At 68.9% G+C, this 7,217-nt stretch carries 7 protein-coding genes; all 7 read left to right on the plus strand.

Annotation, left to right across the window (positions count from 1 at the left end):
- Window positions 1-37: 37 nt before the first annotated feature.
- Window positions 38-1,444, plus strand: coding sequence for an FAD-binding oxidoreductase (locus tag WEB06_09910; GenBank protein MEX2555936.1), 1,407 nt, complete (start codon window positions 38-40; stop codon window positions 1,442-1,444).
- Between the two features lie 167 nt (window positions 1,445-1,611).
- Window positions 1,612-2,307, plus strand: coding sequence for a hypothetical protein (locus WEB06_09915; protein MEX2555937.1), 696 nt, complete (start codon window positions 1,612-1,614; stop codon window positions 2,305-2,307).
- Window positions 2,308-2,335: 28 nt separating this feature from the next.
- The gene (locus WEB06_09920; GenBank protein MEX2555938.1) at window positions 2,336-2,779 is read left to right on the plus strand and encodes a hypothetical protein; all 444 of its coding nucleotides are present in this window, start codon (window positions 2,336-2,338) and stop codon (window positions 2,777-2,779) included.
- Complete coding sequence (locus WEB06_09925) at window positions 2,776-3,723, plus strand: hypothetical protein (GenBank protein ID MEX2555939.1); 948 nt, start codon at window positions 2,776-2,778, stop codon at window positions 3,721-3,723. Before WEB06_09920 ends, WEB06_09925 begins: the two co-directional genes overlap by 4 nt.
- A gap of 72 nt (window positions 3,724-3,795) precedes the next feature.
- On the plus strand, window positions 3,796-4,767 hold the full coding sequence (locus WEB06_09930; GenBank protein ID MEX2555940.1) for a diacylglycerol kinase family protein: 972 nt from the start codon (window positions 3,796-3,798) through the stop codon (window positions 4,765-4,767).
- A 13-nt stretch (window positions 4,768-4,780) separates the two neighbouring features.
- Window positions 4,781-6,175 carry a wax ester/triacylglycerol synthase family O-acyltransferase gene (locus WEB06_09935; GenBank protein MEX2555941.1) on the plus strand — a complete coding sequence of 465 codons (1,395 nt, stop codon included), beginning with the start codon at window positions 4,781-4,783 and terminating at the stop codon, window positions 6,173-6,175.
- On the plus strand, window positions 6,175-7,161 hold the full coding sequence (locus WEB06_09940; protein ID MEX2555942.1) for an NAD-dependent epimerase/dehydratase family protein: 987 nt from the start codon (window positions 6,175-6,177) through the stop codon (window positions 7,159-7,161). The genes WEB06_09935 and WEB06_09940 overlap by 1 nt, the downstream gene beginning before the upstream one ends.
- Window positions 7,162-7,217: the final 56 nt, after the last annotated feature.

The raw sequence follows: 7,217 nt of genomic DNA on the forward strand, positions 1-7,217 counted from the left end.
TTTCGACGACGGGCGCCGCTGCTCTACAGTGGGCGCCGTGCCGGAGTCGCTCGACGCGCTGAAGACGCTGCTACCCGACGGGGCCGTCTCGACGGACCCCGAGGATCTCGCCGCTCACGCCTACGACTGGTGGCCGCTGGCGCTCCTGCGGTTCCGCAGGGGCGAAACCATGACGCTGCCGTCGGCCGTCGTCCGCCCGCGCTCTACCGAGGAGGTCGCCGCGGTGCTGCGGTGGGCACGGGAAACCAAAACCGCGGTCGTTCCGTTCGGCGGGGGCTCGGGGGTGTCGGGGGGTGCCGAAGCCGTAGCCGGCGCGATCGCGCTCGACACCAGGTCGATGGATCGTGTGCTCGCCGTCGACCGGCAGGCCCTGACCGTTACGGCGCAAACCGGGATCATGGGGCGGGCGCTCGAGGAGCATCTCGCGGGGCTCGGCCTTACCCTCGGCCACTTCCCCCAATCGATCGACATCTCGACGCTCGGCGGATGGATCTCGGCGCGATCGGCGGGACAGAAGTCGGCGCGCTACGGCCGGCTCGAGGACATGATCCTCGGGCTCGAGGTCGTCCTTCCGGGCGGCAGAGTCGTGCGCACCAGGCCGATCCCGGCGACGGCCGCGGGCCCCGACCTCGCCCGGCTGTTCGTGGGGAGCGAAGGCACGCTCGGCGTCGTCACGGAGGCGACCCTCGCGATCCGCCCCGCGCCGAGCGTGGTCACGCACGGTGCGTACGCGTTCGACTCGTTCGCCGTCGGCCTCGATGCCGTGCGGCGCGTGGCACGCGAGGAGCTCCGCCCCGCCGTGATGCGCCTCTACGACGAAACCGACGTGGGGATCGCGTTCCGGGACGCGGCCGACCGTCCCGAGGGCGCGCTGTTGGTCTTGCGGTTCGAGGGCGACGATCTCGCCGACGCCGAGGAACAGGCCATCCGGAAGATCGTCGCGGGAGCGGGCGGTCGCGACCTCGGGCCGGCGCTCGCCGAGCGATGGTGGGAGCACCGCAACGACGCCGTCGCGACGTTCCGCCAGATCATGCTGAACGAGATGCTCGGGCCGGTGGCGGCCGCGGACACGATGGAGATCGCCGGCCTATGGCCGGTGGACCCGCTATACGCATCCGTCCGCGACGCCCTCGGGGCGCACGCCGACGTGGTCGGGTGTCACGCATCCCATGTGTACCCGCAGGGCACCTGCCTCTACTTCACGTTCGTGTTCGTCGGCTCCACCGACGAGGGCGCGCTCGAGGCGCGCTACCGTGCGGCGTGGAACGCCGCCGCGGCCGCGGCGCTCGGCGCAGGCGCGACCGTGACACATCACCACGGCGTCGGGCTGCTCAAAGCCGAGTGGCTGCGTGAGGAGCTCGGTGAAGGATTCGAGCTTCTCCGCGCGATCAAGCGCACGCTCGATCCCGAGGGGCTCATGAACCCCGGCAAGCTCGGTCTCTAGCCGAACGTCGCGACCCGTCCGCGCCGATCGTCATCCTTGACGACGGCCGCGCGAAGCACCATCCTCGCGGCAGGAGCTCAGCATCGAACAGCGAGCGAACTCCTCCCTTCGCCTCTTCCCACCTCTTCCCGCTTCCCGTGAGCCGGATCGACTCCTCGGAGGTGGGCATGACGCTCAAGATCAGACGAACGCTGGTGGTCGGAGCCGTCGTGGCGGCGTGTCTCGGGCTCAACGCGCAACCGAGCCTCGCGTCGCATCAGCCGCTCAGCCACGTGAAAGGAACCTTTCCGTCGCACGGCTTCCTGTGGCTCGACGATCTGAGCTTCAGCGCGTCCACGCTGTTCGTGTACTCGGAGAAGTGCAAGCCGGCGGAGGCGAGCGCGTGGAGCAAGGTGAAGTCCGGGCTTCCCGGCGGTGCGACCGAGTTCAAGGGCGCGTGGAAGGGCGGCATCTCCTTCTACGCCTACGCCTGCTCGGGGACGGTCACCAACTACACCGACATCCTGCTCGACTACATGACGGCCAGCGCCTGGGCGAGCGCCGGTCACGGCAACTACGGAGGCCATCATCACTACAGCCTCGGGTCGAGCAGCTGGTGCGCGATCTGGGGGGTGTCGTATCCCTGCGGCTACCACATCAGCCGTATCCACATCAACGAGCCGCGCTTCGAGACCTATTCGTCCGGCTACAAGGCCAACTTCCTGGTCCACGAGACGGGGCACTCGATGGGGTTCTCGGACTACTGCGGCCACACGTCGGTCGCGAACAACGGAGCGCTCTGCACGATGACCGTTGGGTGGCAGCCGGTCGACCGGAAGATGCTCCGCGACGTCGTCTACAAGAACTCGCCGGTCTTCGACTGACCGGCCGAGAAGAGAGAGGTGAATCGAAGTGGATCGATCGAAGGCTCGGAAGCTCGTCGCCGCCGGATGCGCGCTCGCCGTCGTCGGCGTCGCGATCGCTCTTGCGTCCCCGTCGATCGGCGATGCGCCGCCCGCGAGCGACACGCCGGGCTCGTGCGTCGACTTCGCGCGCGATGTGAACCCGAAAGAGGTCGCGGTCGACTCGGGCTACGACCCCGAGAAGGACCTGGTGTACGCGCACCAGGGGAGCAGGACGTACGTGCTCCGGCCGTCCGATCCCGCGTGCCGGACCTTGTCCGGACCGAGCGACGTGATCGAAGATGCGGTCCGGACCGACCAGGAGAACGTGGCGGTGATGTGCCGGCAGCTCTCGGAGGCGGTGGCGGACGGCAGGAGCGAGGTCGGCGGTCGCGCCTTCGACCGCGAGGCGGCGTCCCGGTACGTCGAGCAGCGATGCGGGGGCGCGAAATGAGGCGCGCCGCGATCATCGTGACCATCTTGGCCTTGCTTGCGGGGTGCGGAAAGGGCGGCGAGCCGAAAGCCGGCGCGACGCCGTCGTTCACGCCGACCTCCGAGGCCGGCGGGTTCGTCCGCCCGCCCGCGCTTCAGGGCGAGCCGTGCGGGCTCGAGGTGTCGGAGTCCGACGTATGGATCTTGACGTGCTCGGGCACCCTGCTCCGGCTTCCCAAGGGCGGTGCGGGAACCGAAGCGCGCCACCTCGAAGGAGAGGTGCTCTCGCTCGACGGACTCGTTGCCGGCCGGCCGGGGCGGCTCTGGGCGCTGTTGTCGGTCGAAGCGAAGGGCGTGCGCACCGGGAAGCTCGTCGAGATCGACCCGGGTTCGGGTGAGCCGGGCTCACCGCTCGACGTCGGCGCTTCCGTCCCGATGAGCGCGGCGCAGACCATGAACGACCTCTGGGTCGCGATGCTCGATGGAAGATTCCTGCGGATCGGCGACGGCCCGGTCCACGAGATCGATCGGGGGGCCCCGTTGATCTGGGCTGCGTCCGCGACCTCGGAGCTGTGGACGGTCGACGAGGCCGGCGACGCGACCCTGCGCGACGCGACCACGGGCGAGGAACGTTCGCGGATCGCCGGCATCGTTCCCGAGGCGATCGCCGTGGCCGCCGCGTTCGGCGCGCTCTGGGTGGCAACCCCCTCCACGCTGGAGAGGATCACGCCGACGGGGCAGGAGCAGCCCGTCGACGTCGCGGGCACCGTGAACGGCATCGAGCCTTGTGGAGGGATGGTCTGGCTCTCCCTCCCGGACTTCGGGGTCCGTTCGGTCACCGCGCAAGGCGTGGTCGAGGCCGAGATTCGTCTCGACATCGCGCCCCGGTACCTCGCGTGCGACGACACGACGCTGTGGGTCCTTTCCGAGGATGGTCGCATCGGTTCGATCCGGATCGCCTCGTAAACGCGCAGCCCGAGCACCGAGCGAGCGTCGCATTGTCCCCGGGCCGCGCGCGCGGGTACGGTATGTATCGAGATGTCTTCCCCTTTCGGGCGCGCTCACATCATCATCAATCCCCGGGCCGGTCGCGGCGCGGTCGAACGAGGCTGGCCCGAGGTCAAGCGCGTCCTCGACGAGGGCGGCGTCGAACACGACGTAACGATCACCGAGCAACCGGGGCACGCGACCGAGGCGGCGCGGCGCGCGATCGACGCGGGCTGCACCTTCGTCGTCGCGGTCGGGGGTGACGGGACCGTTCATGAGGTCGTTAACGGCCTCATGAACGAGGAAGGACCGCGGAACCCGGCGACCGTCCTCGGCGTGGTGGCGGCCGGAAGCGGCTGCGATTTCGTCAAGACATTCGGCCTGCCCCAGGATCCCGCCGAGGCCGCGGGACATCTGCTCGGCGACAACCTGTGGGGGAAGATCGACGTCGGCCGGATCCGCTGTACGGGCCGCGACGGCAACCCGCACACGCGCTGGTTCGCCAACATCGCCGACGCGGGGATCGGTGCCGAGATCGTCGACGCCACGACGAGGATGCCGAAGTTCCTCGGCGCGTCCGTCTACCGGCTCGCCGCACTCAAAGGGATCGCGACGTTCAAGGCTCGCCCCGCGCGGATCGTCATGAACGGCCGCGAGACCCGCGGCAAGCATCGCGAGGACGAGACCCTCTCGGAGGTCTCCAACGATGGCGTCTTCTCGATGCTCGTGGTCGCGAACGGCCAGTTCTTCGGCGGCGGGATGCGCGTCGCTCCACGCGCGACGCCGGGAGACGGCCTGTTCGACGTCCAGATCTCTCATGGGCCGAAAGGGGAGTCCGTCAAGGCGATGCAGAAGATGTTCAAGGGAGAGCATCTCCCGAGCCCGTTCATCAAAGAGTTCCTCGCGACGAGCGTGACGGTCGACGGGGACGACAAGATCTTGATCGAGGCCGACGGCGAGGTCGTCGGCACCACACCCGCCACCTTCGACATCGTTCCCGACGCGATCCCGATGAAGGTTTGAACCGGAGGCACCTATGGCAGAGCGACTCTCCGCACTCGACGTCCAGTTCCTCCTGCTCGAGAAGCCGAACGTCCACTACCACGTGGCCGGCCTCTCGATCCTCGATCCGTCGACCCGGCCGGGTGGCCCGGACGGCTTCTTCGAGGATCTCAAGCGCCTGTACCGCGAGCGTCAGCACCTGATCCCACGCTTCCGTCAGAAGGTGATGTTCGTGCCGTTCGGCGCCGGGCGGCCGGTCTGGGTGGACGACCCGGACTTCGATCTCGACTTCCATTTCCGCAAGGGCGCGGTGCCGAAGCCCGGCGGCAAGAAGGAGCTGTCCGACTACGTGCAGCGGATCCATTCACGCCCGCTCGACCGTTCGAAGTCGCTGTGGGAGATGTACTTCATCGAGGGGCTCGAGGACGACCACGTCGCCGTGCTCCACAAGGCGCACCACGCGATGATCGACGGCATGAGCGGCATGGACCTCGCGACCGTCCTGTTCGACCTCGGCCCCGAGCCGCGCGTCGTCGACCCCGAGCCCTACGAGCCGGAGCCGGCGCCGAGCCGGCGCGAGCTGCTCTTCGACACGCTGCGAGAGCAGGTCACGCACCCGGTTCGCTCCGCGATCGGGAATATCGGGCTGGCCGTGCGCGCGCCGGAGATCATCCTCCAGCAGATCCAACAGACGGTTTCCGGGTTCGGCTCGATCCTCTCCGCCGGCGCGCCGCCGAACAGTCCGTTCAACCGCCCGGTCGGCCCGAACCGGCGTTTCGCGATGACCGAGGCGCCGGTCGCGGACTTCAAGGCGATCAAGAACGCGCTGGGAGGAACGGTCAACGACGTGGTGCTCGCGACCGTCGCGACCGCGTTGCACCGGTTCCTGAAACGCCGCGGCGAACCCACGCAGGGTTTGTCGTTGCGGGCGATGGTCCCCGTGTCCACGCGCGACGAGTCGCAGAAGATGGCGCTCGGCAATCAGGTCACGTCCATCTTCGTGGATCTTCCCGTCGGCCCGATGGACGCGACCTCGCGGCTGCGCGCGATCACGGCCACGACCAAGGACCTCAAGCAGTCGCACCAGGCGGTCGCGGCCGGAGCGCTGATGAACATCGGAACCTGGGCGCCGCCGACGCTCCATGGTCTCGCCGCAAGAGCGGTCGCCCGGCAGCGGCTGCTCAACCTGGTCATCTCGAACGTGCCCGGACCGCAGATCCCGATCTACCTCGCCGGCGCGAAGCTGCTGGCTACGTATCCGGTGATGCCGCTGGGCGAGACGCTCGCGCTCGCGATCGCGTTGACGAGCCTCGCCGGGACCATGGCGTTCGGCATCACGAGCGATTGGGACTCGATGCCAGACATCGACGACTTCGCCGCAGACATGAGCGCCGCGATCCTGGAACTCAAGAAAGCGGCGGGGGTCTGATGCGCGTCGTAGTCACCGGGATCACCGGGCAGTTCGGCAAGGCGCTCGCGCGCGTTCTCGACGACGAGCCTGAGGTGACCGAGGTCATCGGCGTCGCCCGGCGGCCGTTCGATCCCGAGGCCGAGGGGTTCCGCAAGCTCGTCTACCGGCCCGGCGACGTCCGCGACCCGGATCTGCGGGCATCGTTCGAGGGGGCGGACGTCGTCGTGCACCTCGCGTTCGTCATCGGGGGATCCCGCGCCGATCAGCGGCAACGCCGGGAGATCAACGTGGACGGCTCGCGCAACGTCTTCGCTGCGACGGCGGAGGCGGGAGCACGCAAGCTGATCTACGCCTCTTCCGTCGCGGCGTACGGCGCGCACGCCGACAACCCCGACCTCATCGGCGAGGACCATCCGACCCGCGGAACGCCGGGCGTGTCGTATTCGGAAGAGAAGGCGGAGGTCGAAGGGATCCTCGATCTGTTCGAGAAGGAGCATCCGCAGTTCACCGTGACGCGGATGCGGGCGTGCGCCGTCGCCGGCCCCGGGCTCGAGGACATGTTGTGGGAGTTCCTCCCCGGCGTGGCAAGGCGGCTGCCGATCTTCAAGCCCTGGTTCCCGAGACTGTTCCCCAACCCGATCCAGGGCGGCCGGTTGCTCATCCAGGCGGTGCACGAGGACGACGTCGCCGCGGCGTTCCGCCTCGCGATCGTGAACGACGCGCCGGGCGCCTTCAATCTCGCCGGGGAGGACGTGCTCGGCGCCCGGGACGTCGCGAGCATCATGCGGGCCCGCGCCGTTCCGGTCCCGCTGTTCGGGACGCGGCAGCTGGTCGACGCCGCCCACCGGCTCGGGCTCTCGAAGGTTCCGGGGGACTGGGTGGACCTGATGCGCTACCCGATCCTGGTCGACTCGACGCGGGCGCGGACGACGCTGGGATGGAAGCCCGCGTTCTCGTCACGGTCGGCTCTAGAGTCGACGGCGAACCGTCTGTTCGGCGCCTAGGTGTAGTTCCCGCGGACCTTGTTGAAGAGGTGGTCCATGGGAGAGCGTCCTTTGAG

The sequence above is a fragment of the Actinomycetota bacterium genome, from assembly GCA_040905475.1.
GTDB lineage: Bacteria > Actinomycetota > AC-67 > AC-67 > AC-67 > DATFGK01.